General features: G+C 43.9%; 32 protein-coding genes and 1 riboswitch. Of the genes, 8 read left to right on the top strand and 24 right to left on the bottom strand.

Translation table 11 applies throughout. From position 1 onward, the window contains the following. Positions 1-60: 60 nt before the first annotated feature. From N5C46_RS15245 to N5C46_RS15225, 5 genes are all read right to left on the bottom strand, one after another. On the bottom strand, positions 61-756 hold the full coding sequence (locus tag N5C46_RS15245) for a DNA alkylation repair protein (protein WP_261749243.1): 696 nt from the start codon (positions 754-756) through the stop codon (positions 61-63). A gap of 249 nt (positions 757-1,005) precedes the next feature. After that, a complete protein-coding gene (locus N5C46_RS15240) occupies positions 1,006-1,650 on the bottom strand; it encodes a YczE/YyaS/YitT family protein (protein ID WP_261749242.1) in 645 nt (214 codons plus the stop codon). Between the two features lie 323 nt (positions 1,651-1,973). Beyond that, complete coding sequence (locus tag N5C46_RS15235; RefSeq protein WP_261749241.1) at positions 1,974-2,330, bottom strand: VOC family protein; 357 nt, start codon at positions 2,328-2,330, stop codon at positions 1,974-1,976. Between the two features lie 11 nt (positions 2,331-2,341). After that, the gene (locus N5C46_RS15230; protein WP_261749240.1) at positions 2,342-3,355 is read right to left on the bottom strand and encodes an S-adenosylmethionine:tRNA ribosyltransferase-isomerase; all 1,014 of its coding nucleotides are present in this window, start codon (positions 3,353-3,355) and stop codon (positions 2,342-2,344) included. Then, positions 3,352-4,083 carry an SDR family NAD(P)-dependent oxidoreductase gene (locus N5C46_RS15225; RefSeq protein ID WP_261749239.1) on the bottom strand — a complete coding sequence of 244 codons (732 nt, stop codon included), beginning with the start codon at positions 4,081-4,083 and terminating at the stop codon, positions 3,352-3,354. Before N5C46_RS15225 ends, N5C46_RS15230 begins: the two co-directional genes overlap by 4 nt. A gap of 196 nt (positions 4,084-4,279) precedes the next feature. Continuing rightward, positions 4,280-4,376: riboswitch (ZMP/ZTP riboswitch) on the top strand. 39 nt (positions 4,377-4,415) lie between these two features. On the opposite strand from N5C46_RS15225, the gene N5C46_RS15220 reads away from it, so the two are divergent. From N5C46_RS15220 to N5C46_RS15205, 4 genes are all read left to right on the top strand, one after another. After that, on the top strand, positions 4,416-5,276 hold the full coding sequence (locus N5C46_RS15220) for a bifunctional 5,10-methylenetetrahydrofolate dehydrogenase/5,10-methenyltetrahydrofolate cyclohydrolase (protein WP_261752359.1): 861 nt from the start codon (positions 4,416-4,418) through the stop codon (positions 5,274-5,276). 115 nt (positions 5,277-5,391) lie between these two features. Beyond that, a complete protein-coding gene (locus N5C46_RS15215) occupies positions 5,392-6,948 on the top strand; it encodes an FAD-dependent oxidoreductase (protein ID WP_261749238.1) in 1,557 nt (518 codons plus the stop codon). A 147-nt stretch (positions 6,949-7,095) separates the two neighbouring features. Further along, positions 7,096-7,230, top strand: a complete 135-nt coding sequence (locus N5C46_RS15210; RefSeq protein ID WP_261749237.1) for a hypothetical protein — start codon at positions 7,096-7,098, stop codon at positions 7,228-7,230. A gap of 136 nt (positions 7,231-7,366) precedes the next feature. Next, complete coding sequence (locus N5C46_RS15205; protein WP_261749236.1) at positions 7,367-7,888, top strand: DinB family protein; 522 nt, start codon at positions 7,367-7,369, stop codon at positions 7,886-7,888. A 33-nt stretch (positions 7,889-7,921) separates the two neighbouring features. On the opposite strand, the gene msrA is transcribed toward N5C46_RS15205, so the two are convergent. The 3 genes from msrA to N5C46_RS15190 all read right to left on the bottom strand — a co-directional run bounded on the left by msrA (position 7,922) and on the right by N5C46_RS15190 (position 10,121). Further along, a complete protein-coding gene (gene msrA, locus N5C46_RS15200) occupies positions 7,922-8,860 on the bottom strand; it encodes a peptide-methionine (S)-S-oxide reductase MsrA (RefSeq protein WP_261749235.1) in 939 nt (312 codons plus the stop codon). Between the two features lie 40 nt (positions 8,861-8,900). Next, positions 8,901-9,230, bottom strand: coding sequence for a CHY zinc finger protein (locus N5C46_RS15195; RefSeq protein ID WP_261749234.1), 330 nt, complete (start codon positions 9,228-9,230; stop codon positions 8,901-8,903). A gap of 219 nt (positions 9,231-9,449) precedes the next feature. Continuing rightward, positions 9,450-10,121 (bottom strand): haloacid dehalogenase type II, encoded by a 672-nt coding sequence (locus N5C46_RS15190; protein ID WP_261749233.1) that lies wholly within the window; start codon positions 10,119-10,121, stop codon positions 9,450-9,452. A gap of 157 nt (positions 10,122-10,278) precedes the next feature. Between N5C46_RS15190 and N5C46_RS15185 the strand changes: the two genes are divergently transcribed. From N5C46_RS15185 to N5C46_RS15170, 4 genes are all read left to right on the top strand, one after another. Beyond that, entirely contained in the window at positions 10,279-11,622 is a 1,344-nt protein-coding gene (locus tag N5C46_RS15185; protein WP_261749232.1) for an MFS transporter, read from the top strand. 129 nt (positions 11,623-11,751) lie between these two features. Next, the gene (locus N5C46_RS15180) at positions 11,752-13,221 is read left to right on the top strand and encodes a phospholipase D family protein (protein ID WP_261749231.1); all 1,470 of its coding nucleotides are present in this window, start codon (positions 11,752-11,754) and stop codon (positions 13,219-13,221) included. Between the two features lie 70 nt (positions 13,222-13,291). Further along, a complete protein-coding gene (locus tag N5C46_RS15175; RefSeq protein WP_034764945.1) occupies positions 13,292-13,549 on the top strand; it encodes a GlsB/YeaQ/YmgE family stress response membrane protein in 258 nt (85 codons plus the stop codon). A 311-nt stretch (positions 13,550-13,860) separates the two neighbouring features. Beyond that, positions 13,861-14,994: a glycerate kinase gene (locus tag N5C46_RS15170; RefSeq protein WP_261749230.1), complete on the top strand. Its 1,134-nt coding sequence runs from the start codon at positions 13,861-13,863 to the stop codon at positions 14,992-14,994. A gap of 138 nt (positions 14,995-15,132) precedes the next feature. Here the strand turns inward: N5C46_RS15170 and gvpU are convergent, their stop codons facing one another. From gvpU to N5C46_RS15090, 16 genes are all read right to left on the bottom strand, one after another. Continuing rightward, on the bottom strand, positions 15,133-15,534 hold the full coding sequence (gene gvpU / locus N5C46_RS15165; protein ID WP_261749229.1) for a gas vesicle accessory protein GvpU: 402 nt from the start codon (positions 15,532-15,534) through the stop codon (positions 15,133-15,135). Positions 15,535-15,553: 19 nt separating this feature from the next. Next, a complete protein-coding gene (locus N5C46_RS15160) occupies positions 15,554-16,387 on the bottom strand; it encodes a YtxH domain-containing protein (protein WP_261749228.1) in 834 nt (277 codons plus the stop codon). A 15-nt stretch (positions 16,388-16,402) separates the two neighbouring features. Beyond that, complete coding sequence (gene gvpJ, locus N5C46_RS15155; protein WP_034764928.1) at positions 16,403-16,735, bottom strand: gas vesicle protein; 333 nt, start codon at positions 16,733-16,735, stop codon at positions 16,403-16,405. A gap of 22 nt (positions 16,736-16,757) precedes the next feature. Next, positions 16,758-17,042: a gas vesicle protein K gene (locus N5C46_RS15150; RefSeq protein WP_034764925.1), complete on the bottom strand. Its 285-nt coding sequence runs from the start codon at positions 17,040-17,042 to the stop codon at positions 16,758-16,760. Continuing rightward, positions 17,008-17,283, bottom strand: a complete 276-nt coding sequence (locus N5C46_RS15145) for a gas vesicle protein (protein ID WP_034764922.1) — start codon at positions 17,281-17,283, stop codon at positions 17,008-17,010. The genes N5C46_RS15150 and N5C46_RS15145 overlap by 35 nt, the downstream gene beginning before the upstream one ends. Positions 17,284-17,306: 23 nt before the next feature. Next, positions 17,307-18,113: a GvpL/GvpF family gas vesicle protein gene (locus N5C46_RS15140; protein ID WP_261749227.1), complete on the bottom strand. Its 807-nt coding sequence runs from the start codon at positions 18,111-18,113 to the stop codon at positions 17,307-17,309. A 4-nt stretch (positions 18,114-18,117) separates the two neighbouring features. Further along, positions 18,118-18,378 (bottom strand): gas vesicle protein GvpG, encoded by a 261-nt coding sequence (locus N5C46_RS15135; protein WP_034764916.1) that lies wholly within the window; start codon positions 18,376-18,378, stop codon positions 18,118-18,120. Then, positions 18,378-19,145 (bottom strand): GvpL/GvpF family gas vesicle protein, encoded by a 768-nt coding sequence (locus N5C46_RS15130; RefSeq protein WP_420720416.1) that lies wholly within the window; start codon positions 19,143-19,145, stop codon positions 18,378-18,380. The genes N5C46_RS15135 and N5C46_RS15130 overlap by 1 nt, the downstream gene beginning before the upstream one ends. A gap of 11 nt (positions 19,146-19,156) precedes the next feature. Next, positions 19,157-20,080, bottom strand: coding sequence for a gas vesicle protein GvpN (gene gvpN / locus N5C46_RS15125; RefSeq protein ID WP_261749225.1), 924 nt, complete (start codon positions 20,078-20,080; stop codon positions 19,157-19,159). Between the two features lie 29 nt (positions 20,081-20,109). Further along, positions 20,110-20,376 carry a gas vesicle protein GvpO gene (gvpO, locus tag N5C46_RS15120; RefSeq protein WP_034764910.1) on the bottom strand — a complete coding sequence of 89 codons (267 nt, stop codon included), beginning with the start codon at positions 20,374-20,376 and terminating at the stop codon, positions 20,110-20,112. A gap of 80 nt (positions 20,377-20,456) precedes the next feature. Next, positions 20,457-20,717, bottom strand: coding sequence for a gas vesicle protein GvpJ (gene gvpJ, locus N5C46_RS15115; RefSeq protein ID WP_034764908.1), 261 nt, complete (start codon positions 20,715-20,717; stop codon positions 20,457-20,459). A 21-nt stretch (positions 20,718-20,738) separates the two neighbouring features. Next, positions 20,739-21,212 carry a gas vesicle protein GvpQ gene (gvpQ, locus tag N5C46_RS15110; RefSeq protein ID WP_261749224.1) on the bottom strand — a complete coding sequence of 158 codons (474 nt, stop codon included), beginning with the start codon at positions 21,210-21,212 and terminating at the stop codon, positions 20,739-20,741. A gap of 24 nt (positions 21,213-21,236) precedes the next feature. Continuing rightward, entirely contained in the window at positions 21,237-21,719 is a 483-nt protein-coding gene (gene gvpT, locus N5C46_RS15105; RefSeq protein WP_261749223.1) for a GvpT/GvpP family gas vesicle accessory protein, read from the bottom strand. Between the two features lie 49 nt (positions 21,720-21,768). Then, positions 21,769-22,029, bottom strand: coding sequence for a gas vesicle structural protein GvpA (gvpA, locus tag N5C46_RS15100; protein ID WP_261749222.1), 261 nt, complete (start codon positions 22,027-22,029; stop codon positions 21,769-21,771). 388 nt (positions 22,030-22,417) lie between these two features. After that, on the bottom strand, positions 22,418-23,011 hold the full coding sequence (locus N5C46_RS15095; RefSeq protein ID WP_261749221.1) for a ribosomal L1 domain-containing protein: 594 nt from the start codon (positions 23,009-23,011) through the stop codon (positions 22,418-22,420). Positions 23,012-23,020: 9 nt separating this feature from the next. After that, complete coding sequence (locus N5C46_RS15090) at positions 23,021-24,199, bottom strand: ParM/StbA family protein (RefSeq protein ID WP_261749220.1); 1,179 nt, start codon at positions 24,197-24,199, stop codon at positions 23,021-23,023. Between the last annotated feature and the right edge of the window lie 365 nt (positions 24,200-24,564).

Below are 24,564 nucleotides of genomic sequence, written 5' to 3'. Positions count from 1 at the left end.
CCGGGTGAATACCTGAAAAATAAATAGGAATTTTCCCTTATCTCTTTTCATGACCCCTTGCTACTTTACCGTTTTCTCCACCTTAGCTTTTCGATTCACATGCTTCAACCCTTCCCGTATGCTAAGTGGAGCCAGCTCCTCTGAAGCGATGAAACGTTCCACCGATTCGGGATTCGTTTTGGAATACTCCCTCAGGGCCCAGCCGATGGCCTTCTGGATAAAAAATTCCTTCGATTGACGATGCATTTCGATATATCTGAAAAGGCGCGCCTCATCGGTTTTGTCTTTATACTTCAATTGATAGAGTATGATAATGCGGTTCAACCACATATTATCCGATTGAATCCATTTCTCTAAGTATGTGTCATCTTCTTCTTTTTGATAGATTTTCCCTACATGATTGGGTGCGATATGATCAATTGTATCCCACCAGGATTTCGTTACGATCATTTCTTCCAAAAGGGGAAGATGGTCTTTTGTTAAGTATCTTGATTGTTTATCGATCAGGCCGAGAGCGGCGTATTGACATTCCCGCTGAGGCCGGGACCAGAGAGAACGGACAATATCAGGCAATTCTTCAATAGGCGGCTTACCGTTCTCCTTCAGAAAATCACGGAGCAAGACAGTGCGTTCCGGACTCCTGATGCCAAAGAACTCAAATTGATTTCTCATATAAGCTTCCATGGCTTCCCGGTTTTCATTGTTTTGATGATCTTTCAATAGGGCAATCAGTTTATCAGCATACTCATTATTCATGTATCGTCTCCTCCTTTTGACTCCGTTCCTCACATTCAAAACAACAGCTCTTTCCATCCCCCTTTTGAACACCGTTAAAGAAACCGTCCAAACAATAGAGGGGCTTTTGACAGAGATAACAATAGTCTACAAGCTCTTTCATACTCCCACCCATTCCTCTTCACATAATAGATCCCGAATACCAGAACTCTATTCATACTTCTGGATGATCGTTTGAAATCCCTTTTAGACTGTAAAAAAAGACAACCCTTAGCTTGCTAAAGGATTGTCTCGTTTTGTCATCTGTCTTGCAATGAGAAAGTGAAGCAGCTTTTTGCTTTGAGGCAATGAAAATCCAACGATGGAACCGAGTCCCAAGGCGATGATCACGGTACCGATCCCGACAGGACCACCCAATAACCACCCGAAGAAGAACACGATGATTTCCATTCCATTCCGAACCCATTGAACTTTCCAACCCGTTTTCTCAACGACCAGCAGCATGAGACTATCCCGCGGTCCCGCTCCGAGGTCCGCTGATACGTACAGACCGATTCCATATCCGATCACCACGATCCCAATGGCAAACATGATGGTTTGAGCCACGAGGGAATGAGGATCAGGCAGGATAAAATTGAATACATCTATGAAAATACCAATTAACAGCATATTGATAAAAGCACCGGCTTTAGGAAATGACCTGGTCCCAACCCCTGTCACAAACAGGATGATGAAGCCCACAATGATGGACCACGTCCCGATCGTCAGACCCAGTTGCTTGAATAACCCATAATGGAATACATCCCAAGGTCCGATCCCAAGGTCTTTCCCCTTGATCGTCAAGCTGATGCCAAACGACAGCACGAGCAGTCCCACAAAGAAAAACGACCAGCGTAAACTCTTTTCTTTATTCATGAAAATCCCTTCCTACACCATAGTCAGTTCATTTATTACCCGGATAACTGTATCACAGAATGCCGGACAAAAAAATTTCATAAAGCCTATGGGTTTGGTAGGGATAAGGGTGCATGGTGTGAGTTGTTGAACGGTGTGTATTTTTACATATATTGTTAATCAGCTGGATTTCTTTGGATTCCGGCTGGATTTTTGTAAAAAACGGCTGGTTTCGTCACTATTTCCGCTGGATTTTCACGTAAAACGGATGTATTATCCGACAAATCGGCCGGATTCACAAAGACCAGCCTTGTCAAAAACAGTGATAAGAGATAAACCATCCTCTACTCTTCAATCAACTCAATGATTTCTCCATCGGGACCCAAGAAAAAAGCCACTTTCCATCCATTTTCAAGAAGAAGGGGGCCTTCCACAGGCATCAACCCCTTTTCCTTTACGAATCCAACTTCCTTTACAAGGTCGTCGGCTTCCAATGCTAGATGAAGGAATGCACATGCTGAGCCCTCACCATCTCCAGACTCCTCTATGAGCTCCAACCGGCAATCTCCCTTTTTCAAAAACAGGATGTTCTCACTTCCCCAATTAAAAACCATTTCTTCCGCAAACCCAAAGTGGGATTGATAGAACTCCTTCGACCTCTCCAGGCTCTTTACATTCATCCCAATATGATGAAGTCTCATACCCATTCTCCTTACAAAATGATATTCATATCCCCGAATTCATGCCATTGATAGTTCTTTGCCAGGGCCGTTTGATAGGCATGGCGCAATTTGTCCTCGGACATGAACGCCTTTAAGAGATTCAAATGACTCGCTTCCGGTTCGTGCAGCCCTGTAATGAGGCCGTCTACAATTTGGAGGGGTGTATCGCCGGATATATACAAATTTGTGATGCCTTCAGCAGGCTGCAGCTGCCCGTACTGAGTCATGACCGTCTCAAGTGCCCGTACAACCGTCGTCCCCACTGCGATGACCCTCTTCCCCCGATCCTTTGCGTGGAGGATCTCTTTAACCGCTTCGGAACTCACCTGATAGTCCTCGGGATGGTGCTCCGGCATCGGCCAGCGATCATTTCCATAGTAACTCAAGCCTGCGTGGAGCTGGATGAACGCAATGCCCACCCCTCTTTCCTTTAAGGCTCGTAATAACCTCCATGTAAAAGCCCTTCCGGCAGATGCCATTTCCACGGAACCCGGTACCGACCCATACACATTCTGGTAATAATCCAGGGGCCAGGGCTCAGTGATGTATTCGTAACGAATGGGCTCACCGTATTTGAAAATGAAGTCCATCAGTTCACTGCCACCCTTGTTGAACTCCAGCTGTACAAGGGGGCTTTCACTCCCTTGACCCTTTATACGCCCTGATACACCCCCTGGAAAATCAATCGGTTCCCCCGCTTGATGGAAGTCTCCAAGGATGAGGGCATCCCACTTGTTACCGCTTCGTTTCCTGGAAAGGTGAACAAGGACATTGCGATTTCCCTGCTTCCCTTTGAGTGAAGCGGGAAGGGTTCTGCTGTTATTAAAAACAAGCACATCCCCCTCATGTAAAAAGTCAGACAGGTTTTTAAATACTGTATGCTCACACTTACCGGTCTCACGGTTCAGCACCATCAGCTTTACATCATCCCTCTCAAGCCCCTGAAGCTCGATGGGTGTCGTCGCGTTCAAACGGGAAGGAATTTGAAAGGAACGTTCATTCATGCCTCCTCCCTCGCTTTCCCTTGATATTCCTGTGCTTCAAATCTCTGACCATTTTCCATTGTCGAAGCATCAGATGCGAGGTAAAGAAAAACATCAAGGTGATCGTGTGGATTCGCAAGGGGATAATCACATTCGGGTACAGCCTTGTCGTGCATTTCCGTGTCCATCTCACCCGGATCCACCATATTCACCCGCACACCTGTCCCATCCAGCTCGTCAGCCCACGTCTGAGTCATTCCTTCTACCGCGAATTTTGAAATTCCGTACGCTCCCCATTCGCTGAACCCTGTTTGGCCCGCTTCTGACGTTACATTTATGATGGACCCCGTCCCCCTGCTGATCATACCGGGAAGAACCCGCTTCGTTACTAAAAATGGGTTTAACGTATTGATTCTGAGCACCTCCATAAACTCCGCCTCTGGATAATCCGCCAACAGGCGTGGACCCGGTCCAAAAACAGAAGCATTATTTATCAGAACATCCACGCTTCCCCACACTTCCTCCGTTACCGACACGAAGCGATCAACATCCCGGGCATTCGAAACATCGGCCTCCAGTGCCACAACTTCAGCTCCCAATACTTTCAGCTCTTCCTCAACTTCCTTTAGTGGACCGGCATTCCTCGCACAGATGGCCACCTTTGCTCCTTCTTCAGCAAACTTCATGGCCAAAGCCTTCCCCAGTCCCTTTGAAGCACCCGTTATCATGACGACTTTATGTTTGAACATATTCCATACCCCTTTCATTTCTCTTGTTATTCAAATTGTATGAAATAATTAAAGGCAAAAAATCGTCTATTCGGGGTTGAAACTTATAGAAAATTAGATGTAGCACACTCTCAGCCTTTTGATGTATCCTAACAAAAAACACGAACATTAATACTGGAAATCTATTTTATATTCGTGTTATAATGGGTTTGAAGATAATTAGAGCAGTGACTGGCGAAAATGTGGAATCAACCACAAGGGAGCTGCGAATTTTACAAAACATGAGCCATTAGCCGTTCGCCTGGGCAGAAGGCAAGGGATACCCTTGTCTTTTTTTACTACTATCAGGAGGGATTGCAGTGGAACCACTAGTATTAGACGGGAAACTTGTTGCATCTGAAATTAAGGAAAGCCTGAAATCAAGAGTAGCTGCACTAAAAGAGAAGGGAATCACTCCGTGTCTTGCAACGGTGCTCGTTGGAGATGATCCATCTTCTGCCACGTACGTCAAGATGAAGGGTAATGCCTGTGCCAAGATCGGAATGGAATCAAGACGCATCCACCTTCCTAAAGAAACGACAACAGAAGAACTGCTTGACGTGATCGGTGAGCTGAATGACGACTCTTCTGTACATGGGATTCTGTTACAGCACCCGGTACCTCATCATATCGACGAACGTGCCGCCTTTGAAGCAATTTCCATTGAAAAGGATGTGGACGGGGTCACGAGCCTCGGCTTCGGTCAAAATTCTTTGGGGTTCGGTGAATATCCATCGTGCACCCCGGCTGCCATCATGAGCATCATCGATTACTACGGAGTCTCTCTTGAAGGGAAACACGCCGTCGTCGTTGGAAGGAGTCCGATCCTGGGTAAACCTGTTTCCATGATGTTACTGAACCGGAACGCGACCGTGACGACATGTCATTCCTATACAGAAAATCTACCTGACCTACTGGCTACTGCCGATATTGTCGTGGCAGCTGTCGGCAAACCGAACTTCATTCAAGGGGAATGGGTAAAAGAAGGTGCTGTCATCCTTGATGCCGGCTACAACAAGGGGAACGTCGGAGACATCGATTATGATGCGTGCTATGAAAAGGCAAGTGCCATCACACCCGTTCCAGGCGGGGTCGGTCCTGTTACGATTTCCATGCTATTAAAACAAACCGTTGAATCTGCAGAGAAAGATGCCCGTATTCTGCAGAATTCATAAAAACGCTCCATGAAGAGACTGGCTTTAGCCGGTCTCTTTTTTTCTTCATTCTTACTTATTTTTTCTTCAAATCGGGAGAGAATGGTAAGGAATAGAAAGCTAAAGGAGCGTTCATATGAGTACACATCAACAAAATGCATTCTCCAACACACCTGAACCTTACTGGAGAGAAACGGCTAAACTCCCCGTATTTAAAAAGCTGGATCAAAATATTAAAGTAGACGTGACTGTTGTCGGAGGCGGGATAGCAGGGATCACCACTGCTTACCTGTTGGCAAAAGGCGGGAAGAAGGTTGCCCTCATAGAGGCCGATCACGTATTGAATGGCACGACAGGCCATACTACAGCCAAAATTTCGGCACAGCACGGATTGATTTATGATGAACTCATCCAGCACTTCGGGGAAGAGTTCGCAAGGAAATATTATCTGTCCCAAACAAAGGCTATCCAGTTCATCAAGGACACGATTAAAAACGAAAACATAGACTGTCATTTTTCAGAAGAAGACGCCTATGTGTATGCAACGACCGACCAATATGCTGAGCAGATCGAAAAGGAATATGAAGCGTATCAGAAGTTGGATATATCAGGTGAGCTGACAGAAGACATCCCCTTCGACCTGGACATCAAAAAAGCGGTGATGATGAAAAAACAGGCTCAATTTCATCCATTGAAGTATTTAAAAGCCTTGATCGATTCTTATACGGGATTGGGCGGCCAAATCTATGAAGGAACGGCTGCCAAGACGATCAATGAAGGAGATAGCACGCAGGTTGTGACCTCTGATGGTTATCATCTCGATAGTGAATATGTGGTCATCTGCTCCCACTTCCCCTTTTATGACGGCATGGGTTTCTATTTTACGAAAATGCACGCAGAGCGCTCGTACATTATCGGGGTGAAAGCCAAGAAGGATTATCCGGGAGGCATGTATATCAGTGCAGAAGATCCCACTCGTTCCCTCCGCTATGAAGTGGATGAAAACGGTGAAAAACTCATCCTGATCGGCGGGGATAAACATAAGACGGGTCAAGGAAAAGATACGATGGACCACTACAGGGCTCTTGAGGAATTTGGGGAAGAGGTTGTCGGTGTAGAGGAAATACGGTATCGCTGGTCCGCACAGGACTTGATCACCCTTGATAAAGTGCCTTATATCGGAAAGCTGACAGAAAAGCACGCATCGATTTTTGTCGCAACTGGCTTTAATAAGTGGGGAATGACTTCCGGTACTCTGGCCGGTCAGATTCTCTCTGACCAGATCTTAGGAAATCATCACATTTATGCAGACGTCTACTCACCTTCGAGATTTGTGGCTGACCCAAGTATCAAGCATTTTTTCAAGGAGAATCTCAATGTAGCCGGCGAGCTCATGAAAGGAAAACTCCAAATTCCATCTAAAAAGCCCGGGGACCTTGAGAAAGGGGAAGGCGATGTCGTCAATTTGAACGGGCGCCGATGTGGAGGATTCCGGGATGAAAACGGAAAACTGCATGTCGTGGACACTACATGTACCCATCTCGGATGCGAAACCGAGTGGAATCACGGAGACCACACCTGGGACTGCCCTTGCCACGGCTCGCGCTTCTCCATTGACGGAGACGTCATCGAAGGCCCTGCAAAGAAACCCCTCACACGAATCGAAGTAAATGCAAGAGGGACGGACCTATAGAAAATATGAGGGTTTTTGTCGAATATAGCCTGGGAAATAAACTGAAAAACCAAGGTATCTGACATATTTTGTCGCATGATACAGAAGAATATTTCCTGCGTAACTCCTTAAACTATAGATGCTTGACTATTTAGGGAGGGATTCTGAATGGGACGCACGAAAAAAGGAAACCGCAATGCTCAAAGCAACACGAATGCTAAAAGAGGAAATCGCACAAGTTCCGAATTAGTCGAATTTACAACCGGGCAGGAAAATGCCAAGAAAAACCGACCACAACAGTAGCAACCTCCGCCATAGATACAGCACAACCGGAAGCAGTGGGACATCGTCTGCTTCCGGTTGTGCTTTTTTGTAAGGAGGAATCCCCCACCCAATCCCGAATTAATACATGTAGAACACGATTGGGAGGAATCCGAAAATGAAAGAACATATGCTGTTTCAACAAATGGAGTTTATCCGGATGCGCACACTCGCTGCACTGGATGCCACTACCGAACAACAGGCGGATGAAGTGCCTGAAGGGTTTAAAAATTCGATCCGGTGGAATCTGGGGCATGTCCTGTTATCCCAGGAAAACCTGTTATTCTCTTTTGTCGGAGAAAACGACCGTAAATCCCTTCCGCCTGAATATGGAGAGCTGTTCGGCTTTCAGACCAGCCCCCATACCTGGAACGATCTCACTCCCCCTGCACTTAGTGAGCTTCGGGAAAAGTTGGAGGATCAGCCCCGACGGATGAAAGAAGCATTCTCGGGGCGCTTGGATGAATTGGGAGAGAAACCGTTTGTCCTTGGTGAACATACCACGTTTACCACATTAGCCGAAGTCCTCTCCTTTACGAATTGGCATGAGGGTCTGCATCAAGGTACCATCACAGCCATCAAGCGGGTACAAGGCATAGAGAATCTTTGGGAAAAGGCTGAAGAGAAGGTAGAAAGATAAAAGGACATGTCGGCATACTCCGCCGGCATGTCCTTATTTACTATGAAATAATAACAGAAAATCTCCATATCCTTCCTCTTCAAGCTTTTCTTTAGGAATAAACCGCAAAGCTGCAGAGTTGATACAGTAACGAAGTCCTTTGGGACCCGGTCCGTCCGGAAAGACATGGCCAAGATGGGAATCCGCTTCCCTGCCCCTCACTTCCACCCGGGTAGTCCGATGGGAGAGATCGTATTGTTCGCTGACGCTTGCGTCCATGACCGGCTTTGTAAAGCTGGGCCATCCACAGCCACTGTCATACTGGTCTTTCGACGTGAAGAGGGGTTCCCCTGACACAATATCCACGTATATTCCTTCTCTCGTGTTATCCCAGAATTCGTTTTCATATGGTGGCTCCGTCCCATTTTCCTGGGTGACGAAATATTGCATCTCTGTCAGCTGTTCCTTTAAATAGGATAGATCTTTTGGCCAATATTTCTTCAGGAAGTCCTCCCTGCTGCGTTTGTACAGAGCATATCGGAAAGCGTTTTTCTTGTGGAAATCCTGATGATAGTCTTCCGCAAGATAAAATTCCCTGGCGGGTAGGATTTCGGTCACAATAGGGTCTGCAAACCGTCCACTCTTCTCCAATTCTCTTTTAGAGTCCACGGCAAGCCTTTTTTGATGATCATTGTGATAAAAGATCGCTGTCCGGTATGAGCTTCCCCGATCTTTGAATTGTCCTTGGGGATCGGTTGGGTCGATTTGTCTCCAGTAAAAATCCAGGAGTTTTTCATACGGAAATAAGGCAGGATCAAATAGGATCTGCACTGCTTCATAATGACCCGTTTCGCCTGAGATCACTTCTTTATAGGTTGGATCAGGCGTCTGCCCTCCAGTATAGCCGGAGATGATCTCTTCGATTCCTTCCTGATTCTCAAAGGGTTCCACCATGCACCAGAAACAACCTCCTGCAAACGTCGCCTTTTCCATTTCAACATCTCCTTCGTTTCACGTGAAACATTGCTGTCATTCACCCTTCAAAGTACAGGTGGTAATGGGTCTGACACCCGGGATTAAAAGCGGACTGACAATGGGGGCAGACCGATTGGCAATTCATGTATTGTAAAATCGTTAACTCGTTATGGCATTCTCCGCACAGAATCGCTTTCGTATTCCACTCTTCCGGTGACCAGAGGATGGGATCATGATCCGCCACTTCTTCGTGACATGAGTGGCAAGGATAATAGGTGTTACAGCATTTGAATTTAATGGCGATGATATCCTTTGATGTTCGATAATGCTTACATTTTGTTTTAGAATCCACTTCTACGCCGGATACCGGAATCAGCTTTTCAGTCATGATCTTCCTCCCCTATCAGTATGTAGTAGTCTTCTATATTCAGGTAACGTATTCCTCTCTAAAAAGAAAGGAAACCAGTCTAATGATCTACTTGTACTATACAATGAATTTAAATGGAAAGGGAGTGGGAAGATTTTTGAAGTTCCCCGAAACCGTCGAAAAAAGAAAAAGCTGATCTTCTAATGTCTTTCACGACGTAGGAAGATCAGCCCCTTGATCCTAGCTCTTATGCTCAAGTATTCCATTCAGATCACGATAGACAAAATCGGGTTTCACACCCAGCTCATCCATCACCTTATCCTGGCGATTGATCCATGCCGTATGGAATCCAAAGTTGGCGGCTCCTGCAATATCCCAGGGATTAGAAGACATGAACAGGACTTCCTCCCTTTTGACACCAAGCTTTTTAAGGACAAGCTGATAGGCCATGGGAGTAGGTTTGAACTGCTTCACCTCATCCACTGTCAACACTTCATCCAGTAAGGATCCAAACGAAGACTGTTCAACCAGCGGTGAAAGCATATCCAGGGAACCATTGGAGAAAATCGCAGTTTGATGAGATGTTAATTCCCCAAGCACACTCTCCACTTCTTCATAATGAGTTAATTCAAGGTAGGCATCCAATAACACCTTCTCTTTTTCATCAGTAAGATCGACCCCTACTTGCACACAGGCGTAATGCAGGGCATCCCTTGTGATGGAGAAAAAGGTCGTATATGTTCCCATCAGCTGACGGAGAAAGCTGTATTCCAATTGTTTCTGCCGCCACACCTGACTGATCTCCTCCCCTTTATCCGGAAACAGTTCATTACATTTCTCAATGACGGAATGGACATCGAATAACGTGCCGTACGCATCGAACACAAACGCTTTTATCGTAAGATTTGACATACTTCTCCCCCTAACAGATTCTCCTTATATAATAGACCATTTCCAAAATCTTAAACTTCCACAAGCCCACCCGGACGAAGGCACATTCATTTTCAGTACGTCTTTGTTTATGGTATAGTACTTCGAGCATCAATATCTAATATGGAGGTGGTCAAAAATGACTGGTGAACAACATGCTCAAGCATCTCCTTCACATACAAAGACGATTCTTTTTCTAAGTTTGACGATTTGGCTCGTGGTCATGAATACGACCATGTTCAATGTAGCCCTTCCCAATGTATTGAACGATTTCTCTTTAGCTCCTTCTGAAGGAGCCTGGATCGTATCAGGGTATTCAATTGTACTTGCTATTTGTACCATTACGTATACCCGTTTAGCTGATTACATTCCTATCAAACGGTTGCTCATCATCGGGATTACCATCTTCGGCATAGCCTCACTAACTGGCTTCTATGCCAATACGTTCCCATGGCTATTGCTTTCCCGTTTGTTTCAAGCGGCTGGGGCAGCAGCCATCCCCGGTCTATCCATGGTGTTTGCCGGCCGTTTTGTCCCCTTGGAAAGGCGCGGCCGTGCTCTCGCGATGATCGCGTCTGCCTCTTCCCTTGGATTTGGGTTGGGGCCCGTTGTGGGAGGCGTCATAACCGATTACCTGAGCTGGAACTATTTATTCCTGATTACATTGTGCGTACTCGGGATGATCCCCATATTGTATCGATTTCTACCAAATGAGACGACAAGAAAGGGATACTTCGACGTATGGGGAGGAATCCTGACGGGAATTGGAATCACTTTCTTCCTGCTATTCATCTCGACGTTTCATTGGTACTATTTCGCAGGGGCCGTCGTGTTCTTCGGTGGATTATGGGTTCGGATCCATAAGATTGAGATTCCCTTTATCCAGCCCAGCTTGATTCGGGATAAAGGCTACAGACAGATTTTATATATGAGCTTCCTGGGGTTTGTCACCCATTTTGCCATCTTGATCGTCATGCCCCTCATGCTTCAGCATGTATTCGGCAAAAACCCGACAGCTGTCGGATTCATCATTTTCCCAGGTGCGATGCTGTCAGCCGTCGCAGCCATATTTGTTGGAAGACTGATCGACCGATATGGAAATATCAGAGTGATGTTTCTCGCTCATATTCTTCTCATCGTTTCGACTGTCCTTTTTTATCTCTTATCACCGCACAGTGAGTACATGATCATGTTAGCCTATATGTTTACAAGTTTCGGATTCTCCAGTCTTTCTTCAAGCTCGACAAACGAGGTATCCCGTGTCATGAGCAAGGAATTGACTGCTTCGGGAATCGGGATGAAGCAGCTGATCCATTATGTCGGGAGCGCATCCGGTTCTGTCCTTGGCGGAATCATCGTGGAAATGGGTGGAGCAGACTTCCCGGTAAGCTCCTTTCAGAACACGTTCCTGGTTCTGATCGGACTCATGACGGTGTCTCTCTTACTCTTGCTTTTATATCGCAGACATGTTCATCCATCCTAGGTAAGGAGTCCAGGCAGATTTTTCTGCCTGGATTTTTTTTGGACTTTTCCACCAGATCTCCATCTATGTGGATTCCCCTCATGCCATTAAGGGTATAGTAAAAAAAAACAATAGAACAGGGGAATTCATTTGAAGACCAAGAAGAAGTGGTATAAGAAGAAAGGATGGTGGATCGGCGGAGCCATCATTTTAATCCTGACGGCGGTCATGATATACAACCGCGTAAAGCCTTTGCCGAAAGGAATCTCCTACGCCAGCGACACCTACGCCATACCGGAGAGTGACGTAGAATTCTTATACGACCTCACCTATCAGAAGGATGGGAAAGAACAATATGATCAATCGATCTTTGATGAGGTATATCAAACCATTGAAGAAGCAGATGATTTTTTGATTTTGGACTTATTCTTAGTTAACGGCTATACAAAGGGTGACCGTGATTATCCCAAGATCAGTGAAACATTATCCAGAAAGATTGAAGACCAGATGAAAAAGAAGCCCGACCTGAAAGTGGTCTTTATCAGTGACGTCGTCAATACCACTTACGGATCACATCAGGCGAAACAAATCGAACCGTTGGAAAAGCTTGGAGCTGAAGTGGTCTTTACCGATTTGAACCGCCTCAGGGATCCAAACCTCATCTATTCCGGTGTATGGAGAACCGCTTTAGGATGGTTCGGGCAGGATGGCTACGGCTGGCTGCCTAACCCGATGGCCCCCTCAGCCCCGAAGGTCACGATGAGATCCTATTTGAAATTATTGAACGTGAAGGCCAACCATCGAAAAGTCGTCATCACGGAGGACTCCGGGCTCATCCTGTCCGCCAATCCCCATGATGCCAGCGGCTTTCACTCCAATATCGCTTTTAAGGTAAAAGGGGACATCATCAAAGATATGGTCAAAGCTGAAAAAGCCGTAGCGGATTTTTCAGGTGGGAATCTTGATGCTTTCCCTACAGAAGAGAAGGTAAATGATTCGGTCAAAGCCTTACCTCCCGGGGAAACATCTGTCAACGCCCAGATCCTGACGGAAAGGGAAATACAAAAAGGCGTGGTAAAGGCACTGGACGATGCCAAAAAAGGCGATGAAGCCTGGATCGGAATGTTCTACCTCGCGGACCGGGACATCATCGACGCAATTGAAGACGCGGCAGAACGTGAAGTGGACATCCGGTTAGTCCTGGATCCGAACCAGAACGCCTTTGGACAGGAAAAAATCGGACTTCCAAACCTGCCGATTGCAGCAGAGCTTCATAAGCTTGAGAACGAACATATCACCATCAGATGGTATAACACGAATAAAGAGCAGTATCACACGAAATTCATTTATGTAAAAGGGAAAAAGCAAAGTACCGTGATCGGGGGATCGGGCAATTATACATCCCGAAACCTGGATGATTATAACCTGGAAGAAAACCTGAAACTGACGGCTCCATCAGATAGCAAAACCATGACCGAAGTCGACGACTATTTCGACCGGATATGGAATAACAAAAACGGGACATACACCGTTGATTATGAAAAATATCAGGATAAGTTACCTGCTGTAAAATATGTCATGTATATCCTGCAGAAAATTTTTCAAGTGACAACATATTAGGTTTTGACATTTAAAAAAAGGGGAAATTACCTTATAACAACACAAAAACATTACATGGAGGTAAGAAAAAATGGGTATTATTTTGTATTTAATTGTTGGTGGAATCATCGGTTGGTTAGCTGGTCTCATTTTAGGTAAAAACGTTCCTGGTGGAATCATCGGAAACATCATAGCAGGTATCATCGGTGCTTGGATCGGTGGAGAACTTCTTGGAAGCTTCGGACCGTCACTTGCAGGAATCGCTATCATCCCTGCATTACTTGGAGCGATCATCTTCGTATTCCTATTAAGCTTACTTCTAAGAGGAATGAGAAGAACGTCTCATTAAGAATACTGAACCCCCTGGAATCCCAGGGGTTTTTTATTTGTGCAAAATGACATAAAAAAACAGCCCCTGCAGGCTGCCCTCTTAATACGTCATCGATTTCTTATGTCTTCTTTTATTCCGATACTTCTTATAAATCGGGTAAATGATAGGTCCCCATTTGATCAGTCTTCCAATTAAACGTTTCATGAAGGTAACCTCCTTTGTATAGTATTCTTTACCCGAATATGGGGAAAGAAAACATATGCTAGAATGAAGGAAATACCATTATTTAGATAAAACATTACAAAATAAATTGAAGTAAAGGAGCCTCTATGAATATTCTGATTGCACCCGATTCTTTTAAAGGCAGTTTAAGCTCCCTCGAGGTTGGAATCATTATGGAAAAAGCGTTCCTGGATGAGTCTTCAAGCTTTCATACGAACGTCATCCCCATGGCCGATGGTGGTGAAGGAACGCTTGAAACCTTGATTTACGCTACGGGAGGAAAGAAAATAAAAACAACCGCAACCGGACCATTAGGTGTGAAAATCCCTACTGAGTACGGTGTGTTAGGGGATCAAAAGACGGCTGTTATTGAAATTGCCTCTATTGCAGGTTTAACAATGGTTCCGCCCGGAAAACGAAATCCCTTCTTCACGACGACAAAGGGCATAGGGGAAGTCATCATATCAGCTGTTGAAAGCGGCCTTCGAGACTTCATTATTGCCCTTGGAGGGAGCTCCACTAATGATGGGGGATTCGGAATGCTCCAAGCACTCGGGATTACCTTCTTAGATGAAAAGGGCATTGCCGTCGGGTCCTTCGGAAAGGATCTTGGATCCATTTCCAAAGTCGATTGGAGTACCCTTCACCCCGCAGTGAGAGAGTGCTCCTTTCATATTGCGTCAGACGTCGAAAACCCTCTGTGCGGGAAAACAGGCGCCTCTACTGTATTCGGTCCCCAAAAAGGCGCCACAGAAGAACAGGTGAAAATTCTTGATCAGCAGCTCTTTCACTTTAGTAAGTTGCTCCAAAATGAAAAAGGAATCAATTTTCGGGATGCAAAAGGGGCCGGAGCAGCAGGAGGACTGGGGTTTGCCTTTCTGCATTTGGATGGTATCACCGAATCTGGTGCAAAGCTGGTTGCTGAAGCTTCCAACCTTACCTCTGCCATTCAGGTGGCTGATTGGATTCTCACTGGTGAAGGACAGAGCGATAGTCAAACACTGTTTGGTAAACTCCCCTCATATATTGCGACGATTGCCAATCAACATCACACTCCCATATCTCTTATTGCAGGGGCATTAGGAAAAGGGTATCAACATCTATACAAAGACTTTACAAGCTGTCATTCCATCGCAATTGGACCCATGGATCTTCACGAGAGCATCCGTCGGGCTGAAGAACTTCTTTACCACGAAACGAGGAACCTCGCACGGATTCTTCACGTTACAAAAAGTTTGTAAGGACCCAGAAACTGTTCCGGCCACCACTGGAGAAGATACTTGTCGAAAAAAGTCACTTCCTCCCCGGGAAATAATTCCTTGTCGAGGGTTAAACAGACAAAAAAGCAGCCTGGTACTTTACCTGGCTGCTTTTTTGTACTATTTACTACTTTTCGATTCTGATATCTTTCCTAGGAAGAACCCATCGATTTCATTTAGTTTCCCACGCCACATGATTTTCCCTTTTGAAGGGGTCGGTTTGCTGTCGCCACAATACACCTTTGCGTTCTTCAGGTGAATAAAGTGGGCTTCAGGACTTTGGTTTTCTTGTACAGATTCCCCGGCTTTGGCAAGCTCCTCACTCAGCTTTTGAGCTATATCACTGCCATCCTCAAAGGTTTCACTCAATGAATCGAAGTATTCCTTTGCGGAGACGAGGGTGCCTGTTACGACAGCTCCCTTGACGTTTAACGTGATGTCTAATGAAAAATCATGCTTGTTTGATGCCTGTACAAAAAATTCTAAGATGCTATCCTTCCCTGTACCTGATTCTACACTCATTTTCACATCTCCTTTATCGTTAAGCTACAGTATCATCTTCGGTAGAGAGTGTTGTATCTTCATCTTGATCTTCTTCTTTATCATCATCTTTTTTTGCAGATTTTTTACTTTTAGCTGAAGACTTGCGAGTAGAACGTTTCTTTCCCTTTGAACCGGATTTTCCGTTTGATTTCTTCTTGCTTGAAGCTTCTTCTTCATCATCACTATCATCTTCATCTTCTGTGTTTTCATCTTCATCAGTTTCTTCGTCTTCTTCATCTTCTTCATCAGACGCTTCTTCTTTAGACTTTTTAGAAGATTTCTTGCTTGAAGATGTTTCTTCTTGTTCTTCTTCCTCGTCGTCTTCTTCTTCATCGCTTTCATCTTCACGCGCTGCGGCAATTTGATTCATTTTCTCCTCTAATTGCTGCAGGCGGTCCTGAAGCTCTTCATTTTCCTGTTTAAGAGCTTCATAGTCTTGGTTCGACTCTTCTTCCTGGCTGTTCGTTTCTGTCGAATTTACGGCCGTTTCCGAGTCTTCTGAAGCTTCTTCCTCTTTATCACGCTTAAACAGGTTGGCTGTTGACGATTTTAACGAGACAGCGGCTTTTCTGGATCTTTCCTTTGCCGCTTTCCCGAAGTCCAGGCTTTTGCTTTTGATTTTCTCCTGATCAATACGGTCCAGCAGTTTTTTTCCGTTTTCAGGTGTTGCCAGATATCCTACCGTTGCTCCCAATAGACTCCCGGCTACAGTTCTCTTGATTGGGCCGCTTCTTCTTGTTTTGTTCTCATTTGTTGAATTCTTTTCTGTTGAATTCTTTTCCTGTCCTTGATTCTCAATTGTTGTGTTTTGCGTATTATTTTTTTCTGCCATCGGTAAAACCTCCAATTAGTTTGTTGTTTCCGCCGTATTAAGACGGTTTGTATCCAGTTTCTTTTCAAGTGATTCCAGTCGTTCCTGTAATTTCTTATTTTCCTCTTCCAGTGCTCTCGTGTTGTTATCTGCGGCTTTGGAACTTAAATAGGGATCATTTTCCCACCAGTCCATGCCTATTTCTTTTGCTTTATCTACAGAAGCAACGATTAAGCGGATCTTTATCGTAAGCAGCTCGACATCGGCGATTCCCACCGTAATATCTCCTGCAACAACAACTCCTTTATCTAAAATCTTTTCTAATACATCCACGATTGTGTTGGATTGTACCGGATGCTCCATACCCATCATGTAACCTCCCTAAATGGCATTACATTAAGCTCCCTAAAGGACCAAGATCTATATTCAAGTCTTCTGCATCAAGACCAAATACCTCTTTCAATTCTTCCATTTTTTCTTCTAAGTTCATTAGGGCTATGCCCAGATTCTCTACCTGTTCATCTGTTAAAGTACCGCCTTCTACACGCCGCATGGCATGCCTTTCGACGATTTGCCTTAATAGTTCTACAACGGTCAATACAAGCTGTGCCAGTCCTTGTTCTGCTTTTTCCGGGTCGAAATTAATTCGCCCATTTGTCCCGCTGGCCTGTTGCATGAATCAATCCCTCCCTTTCTTGATCGAATTGATCGGACGTTACCGTTTTACGCGTTCCCTGTTTATGCTGAACCAATGTTTCTACTGAGGAAATCAGCACTCGCAAATCCAGATACACAAGGTCGACCCCGGCAATGGATATGATCAAATCTCCCTTGATCGCCACACCTTTATCGAGAATGACATCTAAAATATCAATTAGGGCTATATCTTTGTTCTCGATTGATTCTCTGACTGTCATATTTCTCATTCCTTATTTTATGATTAAGAAAAACTAGAAAAATGATAAGGTGGCCAAGGGCCGGAAGCTTCAATTTTCCAACCTGCGTGTCCCAGTTCTTCTTCGTATTGCTTTATTTCTTCAACAAATTCATCTACTTTGGATGCAGGAAGGAGAAATACACTATTCCAAGCCATATGTTCCTGTCGGCCCGTTACATCCTTACTCCAATTTTTTTTGATATTCCCATGCAGGGAGTGTTCTTTCAGCTTTTCATGAACCTCTTCGCAAAGGCGGTTCTTTTCGTTTTCAAGTTCCCGATCAATCAGCTGATCGATTTTTTTCTTTTCAAAGAACTGCCTCCCCTTTGGTAATTCGCTGATTTCTTTCCTTTTGGCTTCGATGGATGGATTGCTTTTACTTACTTGATCTTTCAGCAGCTTATCGTCACAGTAGATCTTGACGTTCCACTCTTCGTTGCCATCAAGCTGTTCAAATGTCGTTTCCAGCTTGTTTCGATTGCCTTCTATCGTGGACTTGAGGCTATCTTCGTTTTTGTATAATGTACAGAACTTCAAAGGGACGATGGTATATAACTTTGAAACCATCAATACCGTTTCGTGATGATGGAACGCCTTTTCCTGAAGCCAGTCCATGTCGTTATCAACTTTGTCTTTGATTGTCTCTTCAGAGTATTCATTTGATGGCAAATCACAAACAATGGCTGTCACGTCACCGATTTCTATCGTGTACAGCTCACTTTCTCCATCGAAGCCTTTCATGGAAGGCAGGTTTTCTTTATTTGCTTCTTTTGTCGGAATCAAGCCGTATAAATAAAGTAAATCGCTCATCTGATCACCCTTGTTTCTTTTTCGTTAATTCTTCCCATTGTTCCATTTCCATCTGTTTCGCGATTTCATACCTTGTTAAGAGCTCATCTTCTTTTTCCTGGAATGCTTCCTCAGGAATTTCTCCTAATTCATACATCATTTGAAGCTGAATCAATTTTTGCTGGATGGTAGGAAGGTCGTACAATTCTTTGTCTGCTTCTTCTTTGATTTTTTCAGCGACTTTTATGACCATATTAATTGGTGCACTCACCAATTTATGAATCATCAGCCTTCCTCAACCTTCAAGCGTATGTTGACAAAGTTGTATGCTGGCCAAGGGCCGCTGTAATTAAATTCGACCTTATCCTTCCATTTTTCGTGTGCTTCATTTATCTTTTGATCGAATGACTCTTCCTGATCCCGGTCAATTAAGAAAGAAGCGTTAAGAAGCATTTTCTCACTTGATGGATCGTTAGCTTTTGCCGATACTGCCTGTTCCTCAAGAGGTGCAAACACTTCTTCCTTAATCTCACTTTGCAGGGAGGCAAATAACTTCTGAGCCATTCCGCCAAGCTGAATCCGATCATAATACGCTGCGGATTCAGATTTCCCTTTAACGGCTGTGGCCATTTTTTCTACTTGAGGGTTATCTTTTACCATGGCTTCAAGCCATTCCTTTTTACCGATAACCTTCAAGCCCAGCTCGATTTTCCCTTTAATAGCCGGGAAAAGGGTTTCGAACTGCGGATAAAGGTTTTCAAGCAGGGCCTCAACATCGTCTGTCGACTTAAAGACATTCCCAAAGCTGATCGGGATGACTGTATCCTTTTGTTCCATCACCCTGGCTACAGCTCCTTGGTGCATCAGTAAATTCTGCTTCTTCGGATGATAAATTTTCATGGGTACTTCTGCCGCCACCATCGCTGCGTCCTTATATCTGATCGTGAACGTCTCGCGTTCTTCGCCTTCTATTTCAATCGAGCAAAATTGATCGTCTTCATTGGTTTGTATAGCACAAAAAATATAAATTCCCATTTCTTCCTGACTCATCATAAAACTCTCCTTTATTCCTCAGATACCTTCATTCGTTTACATGCATCTATAATGAATTGCTCTGCTTTTTCTTGTGGGTTTTCTTCGTCGATACATCGACTTATACTATGTGCTGCTATATCAATACATAGACGTTGAAAATCTGTATCCTTACCGTCTATGGGAATGTCTGATTCAATGGCAAGTCGTGCAATCATTAAGGAAGCACGCAAGCTCGGTCCGTTCATGTCGTTTGTACATTGATCGCGTAATGTTGAGATGAGTGTAGTGATCGCTCTTGCTTCACTCATCACCAGGTTAGCTTTTTCTGATACGATCTTCGCCTCTTGTTCTGGTCCCTTGTAATCTACGTTTATTGTGATTAACCGATCCAACAGAGCATCCTGTGTTTGATAAACCCCTGCATACTCTGCAGGATTACTAGTAAATATGATGGCAAATTCCGGATGTACTCTAATAAAAGGCTCTGTCAACTTCGAACCGTATAAAGGAATGATTCCTTCTTCCAAAATGGATAGGAAGATATTATTCGTCGTCGGCTGTGATCGCGTAAATTCATCGTATACAAGGGTATAACCATTCTTGACGGCTTCCAGTAAACGTCCGTCTCTCCATGTCTCTGTGACACTTTCGTCCTTTTTATAAACGGATCGTACGTATTGATCAACGACCTTTTTACTTGTATAACCCGTAAAATCACCGATTAAGTCTTTATTATTCAGTTCGTGATTACCGTGCATGAGCATCACCGGTCTTTTTCTCTTTTTCGCCAACGCGAGGGCAAGAGATGTTTTTCCGGCACCGGAAGGACCCGTGAAATGCACAGGATATCCAGCTTTGAGGTATTGCAATGAGCGCGAAAGCAATTCTTTCGTTTCATCGTCTTGTATTAATGCCCTGCTATCCTTTTTGATCCGTTTTGTTAAGACCGTCACGTACAATTCCCTCCTACTCGCTCAGGACACTACATTTCCTGTCCAATAGCACTTCTGTAACGGATATCCCGTCGCTTAAAAGACGTGACTTCCTTTTCTTTATTAAGGAGAACATCATATGTTCCAAGCATTTCGTCTTTCGCATATTTCTTCATGTATTCCTTCTCTTCAATTACTTCCACTTGCAGTTTCCAGCCTTCGTCTTCTGTCAATTCCACTGACGTGATCTTATGGACCGGAGCTACATGTTCATTGAAGAAATCCGTTACACTATTCATGATTTCTTTGATTACCATAGCTGCCTCCTACTTTGGATGAAGGGGAGGGTGCCAATAATGGCCCCCTTCATACATTTTTTCTTTTACTGGCACTCCATTTAGATGCTGAACTGGGAGCTTCTTTCGTTTTGCTGTGTAGCGAGTCCGTTTTCTTCGACGTCATCCCGTAAGAGACCGACTGCCTCTGCATAACGCAACCATGTATCGACGCTGGCGATGACGACCCTTGCTTCAACGGTCAAAATTTCAATTCCAACGACAGATACTCTTGCAAATGCGTCAATGACGATCCCTTTGTCAAGAATACGGTCGATGACTTCTGCTAAACTTGAACTGTTATTACTCTTTTGAATAGCCAATTGTTATTCTCCTTCCGTTGTTTAGGAACAGATTGTCTTTATGTCTTTTGATGATTTAATATTTTCTGAACTTTTTATTTCGGTGGAGCTCTTAATGTTAAAGGAACTCTTGAGGTCACTTGCTCCCTTGATATTTCCCACGCCTTTGATTTTTGTTTGTTTATCATTCGATGAAGAAACTTTCTTTTGGAACTCTTCTCCTGCTTCTTTTGCATTTCCTAACTTTTCCCGTACGGAAAGCAGGACATCCTGGACTTTTTCTTTTGCTTCTTCTGCTTTGGTATGAACATTATCGGCATTTTTCTCTTTAGCCTTCTCTAATTTCTCTGATGCTTCGTTGGCCTTTGATTGAATGCCATTTTCTACACCGTTCACAAATGTTTCTTTCGCTTTCTCTTTAAGCGTATCTTTCACTTTCTCTTTCACAGGCTCTGGAGCATGGTCGTATGCTTTTTTAGCCATCTTACCAATGGCTTTTTTTACAGGCTTACTCATGTAATGCCCCCTTCAGGGATGCGGTTATTTCTTGGATTCCACCAGGCTGTTAAGCATCTCTTCAATTCGTTCCAGACGTTCATTCAAATTCTTGTTTTCTTCCTTGATTTCTTCTAATTCTTCTGATTGGCCAGAAGATTTTTCACTACTTTCAACCTTGGCATCCGACGCTTCATCTTTTTTCTTCTTAGGTGACAACAAGCCGCCTTCGAGCCTGCTCATATATCCGGTAGCGGATTGTCTAAGGGTGATGATGGCCTGTTCTGTCAAAAATTCCTGTGCTGATCTTCGAAGTTCTTTACTTGCGGCTTTCATCACTTCTGACTTCCCTAAACTGTCTACCATTTTCTTACCTGTACCTGGATTCGAAAGTAATCCGATACCAGCTCCGACTACCCCACCGATAATCGCATAATTCATGGATTGTCTGTTTTCAGCTGATTGCTCTTCATTTTCTTCCGTATTTTTCGTTTCTTCTGCTTGTTGACTGCTTTTCACTTCTGACATATTCATCCTCTTTTCTATTAAATAGTAAAACTATATTTTATTTACTTGTTTATATGCTGAATGCGGTCCCTCTTTCATTCTCCTGCTTGGTGAGACCCTCTTCCTGGACCTCGTCTCTTAATAGTCCAACTGCTTCTGCATATCGTAACCACGTATCCACACTTGCAATTACGACCCGCGCCTCAACCGTCAGAATCTCGATTCCTACTAAGGAAACCCTGGCGAATGCATCAATGACGATTCCTTTATCCAGGATTCTATCAATTACTTCTGCGAGACTTGAGCTATCATTACTTTTTTGAATACTCATCCAATCTCTCCTCTTTAGTGGTGTAGCCAACGACTGACGTGCCAAGTTTTATTCTGTTTAATCGGTGTTTACCTCGATCTATGCCTACCGTAAACTAGGTCATGGGAATCATTTGAAATAAACTGCCATTTTTTATACATGTTTAATTCTTCATATGACACCTTGTAACATTTCTCCCTTAGAGAAACATACCTTGTCGGGTTTCGAGTAGAAAATATAATTCAAATAAGACAAATTGATTACAGTTACCAACTATAATAGGTGGTTGTATTTAGAGGGGAGATATGCTTTGGATGGGTTATCACAGGACTGCTCTTTCCTGCAGTCCGTTGAGGCAAAAAAAAAGAACCTGAAACCTCAGGCTCTTGCCTGTCTTCAGGTTCTTCCTTCATTTATTCATTTGGGCGAGAAAATCTCCTAAGAGGTCGTCCATCGATTCTTCTTTAAGATCTTCATTAACCGTTTCCTGGGGCTTCATGGCACTGTCCCAGTCGAAGTTGTCCAGTTCCTCATCTGTTGAGTACGAACGCTCGTCCACTGCTTCTTCAGGTGAATCATCCATCACTTGATCAAGGGACCATTCCCGTCCCGTATCGTGACTTGCTGCCGATTCTTCCTGAAGATACAGTGCTTCATCGATATCCAATGAATTACTGCTTAAAGAAGCGAGAAGGGAGGCTGTTCGAACCGGGTTTGAAAGCAGCTGGTACACGATACTGCCGAGCAGCGCTTCTGAGTGTTCATGCTTCAACCAATCACGCTGGGATTTGTCCAGTCCCTTCGGAAGAGGGATCGTAATCGCTTCCCGCCTCTTTGCAATCGAATCATTTACCCCGTTCAGGACAAGCTCTGCAATCTTACTGGAGAAATTCCGTTTTTCTTTTTCTTTGAGCTTTTGTAAATGTTTTAAAACGTGGTCAGGTGTATCTGAGGGAAGCCGAAATGTGATCGGCTGTCCCCTCGACATCCCTTTTTCAGTCATACCATCACCCTATTTGGTTTTCGCTAATTTTTGTTCTTCTTTCGGGGCTTGTTGCTTTTGCGTTTTTCTTGTGAAGTCGCCAATCAGCTTGTAGTAAGCGTTGGCCATCATCCAGATACTTTCCTTCTCATCTTCAAAGAAGTCGATGTTGTATCCATCAAGGTTATTGTTGAGCGTCTTGATGTACTCTTTAAGAACGCTTGAGCCGCCACCGATGAAGTAACAGATTTCCGTTTGGGAGTTCTTTTGCCACATATTACGCAAGTGACGGTATTGCTTTTTAGCCAGTTCAAGCATAATACGGTCTACGATGTCATGGACGCTTGTACGACTACCTTTTACCATAATATGATTGCGGTCATTTTTCTTCGTGATGATTTCGACCACATCACGGCGGCTGTCAAGCTCAATACCATGTCTTGAACGGATTTCCTCACGGATCAATTCAAGTGATTCAGACACACCCAGGTTAAATCCTTGAGCTTTATCATCGTCTACTTTACGATCTTTGATGACCGCGATATCTGTTGATAATCCACCGATATCCTGAATCAAGATGCGCTTATCAATCAAATCTTTGTTGATGATGTTTGAATTATTATCCATCACAAGGTTGATGAAAGCAGCAAATCCTTCAGGATAAACCTTTACTTCATCAAATTTAATATTCACTTTGATGCCTTGATAGCGTGGAGTGACAAGGAACTCGACCTGGTGAACCGAACCTACTAATCTTGAACGGTATCCAACATCTTTTCCTTCCTTTACTTCACGTAGGGGAAGACCTGTTCCAAGCGTATAGTTTGCTTCGATTACATTATTATTCTTTTTAAAATCCGATCCGTTACGGGCTGCATCCAAAGCGATAGAAGCAAACAGCATGACCAATGTTTGATCTTCTTCTGATTTACTGCTGCCCGGATCCAGTTCAGTCGAGTTATTGCTCTTTGTCGCAAGATTACCGACACGATAAATGGCATTATTGTCTTTCAGGGCAGGGGAGTGGACACGGATATGTATGCCGTCTAGTGGGTCTTGCGTATCCAGCTCCTCGATACCGATGATCGGACGGTCTTCAACATCCCTTGCGATGACGTTCGGAATATTCACCTCAGCGTCCATTTTTCCAAAAATACCTTTTAAAGAATCATTACCAACATCAATGGCTGCAATGCGAGAATTCGTCATTAAAAAATCATCCTTTCATTCATGAGTAAGAATTTGTCAAAACATTTCAACTCTTACTCTCAGAGTATACAATTTCCCGCCTCTGGTCAATCCTACTTTTCTATCGATTATAGAAAGAGCGAGTTTGTTGATTTGTACACATTTTTGTATCGTTGTACACATTAATTGTACACATACCTTTATATCAACATGTGTACTTGTTTGTGTACATGTATACTTTTTTGTATACAATTGTGTACGTTATTGTTTACATGTATACAAATTTGTAAACTTAATGATTTTTACATATTCTTACTCCAAATCATGCTCTTTCTACTACATTATGAAACCAGAAAACTACCTTTTTATTACATTTTAAGCAGCTA

The organism is Rossellomorea vietnamensis (genome assembly GCF_025398035.1).
Classification (GTDB): Bacteria; Bacillota; Bacilli; order Bacillales; family Bacillaceae_B; genus Rossellomorea; species Rossellomorea vietnamensis_B.
This window is presented reverse-complemented; position numbering and strand designations above follow the sequence as displayed.